The 1,442-nt window shown below is 28.6% G+C and carries 1 protein-coding gene; it reads left to right on the top strand.

Going from position 1 to position 1,442, the window contains the following annotated elements; genetic code table 11:
- A partial coding sequence (locus AC1DUA_RS37385) for a hypothetical protein (protein ID WP_477504535.1) occupies positions 1-956 on the top strand: 956 nt, incomplete at its 5' end.
- Between the last annotated feature and the right edge of the window lie 486 nt (positions 957-1,442).

Genomic DNA, 1,442 nt, shown 5'->3' with positions numbered 1-1,442 from the left:
TATTAGTAGTTAACAGCTGGCTGATATTAATTTCATATAGTAACTTGGGATATCTCGGGAAATTAATTATATACGTCTTTATTATATTTTTTTCATACTTACTGCTAGTAGAGAAACAGAGAATAATAACGAGTAAAATGTTTATATTTGTCTCAACGGTAATCATGACTTTAATTCTTTTATGCTTTATATTTTTGACGCCAGTGGAAATTTTTTTGTTTTTTTTGACTGTTCTGATATCTCTTGTATTCCCTTTAGGCATTAATATATTATTTAAAGTCGTATTGAAGAGTTTTCCTAAATTAATATTAGTTACTTTATTTCTTGAGTTTGTTATATTAGCATCTATTACACTTATTGTTTTTCAAATTAACATTTTATTTAACAAAGATCAGTTTCCACATATATTAGTCATGCAATGCATCACTTATGGTTTCGTTTTATTACTTTACCTTTTTGTTGTTTATAGATTAGCTATGGAAGCAATAAAGAGTTATCAAAGGGATAAGCCAAATCAAAATAATTTAATATGGATGCTCATGTTACTTGTAACATGTTTACTACTTCCTCATTACGTTTGTGGTATTTGGTATTCTAGCTTAGACAATCAGAATGCTTATATCATTGAGCATCATGCATCAGTAGAGCAAAATGAAAATAAATGTTTAAATCCGCAAAAGCACTACCTACAAGATTCAGATATACTTTTCTTCCCTATATATATTGCGTATTCATTACCAATGAACAGTTGTATGGAAGAGTTTCAAAAAGAGGTTGTTGCAAGCAATTACTTAGGGAAAATCATACAAAGTGTTCATATGTTGATTACTAAAGTAATTGAATTCGTAACAGTAGCTTTTTTTGCAGGTAAAATTCTTGACGTTCTTTCTAATAAAGATAGTAGAAGTATCGTGAAAAATTTTAAATTAGTTAGGGTTACTGAGAGTAATGAGTAGTAATCTGTAATTCATATTTTTTATAATTGTATAGGGTAGAAGGCAAATTCATATAATGGTTGAATTATAAAATTCCAAAATAAATTTCATGGCTTGTGGTTTATTTATTAGTGCTGGAAGGTATATGTAAGTGCTGTCTATTTTAGATGAGGCAGTAAAATCTGTATTCAACCACTTAATTAATAATTCATTTTTTAATGGTAGATTAAAGCTCCATTCTGTAAAGGATGAAAACTTATAATCTATTATTTTTTTTGTGCAATTACAAATAAAACCACCTGCTCTAGGCTGATTGAATAGTTCGAAATTTAGTGACGTACCACAATTGCTACAAGTATGACTTAATTCACACAAATGATAAGGACATTGATTTAAGAAACAAAACTGATGTAATAGACTGTGGTATCCAAAACTTAAACACTTTTCACAATAGGTGAATTCATTTCTTAGAAGACAAATGGACGCCTTTTTCGGTGAAAACATGCT

Source organism: Paenibacillus sp. 01T422 (assembly GCF_056398785.1).
The sequence above is the reverse complement of the archived record's forward strand: the minus strand, read 5'-3'. Positions and strand labels throughout refer to the sequence as shown.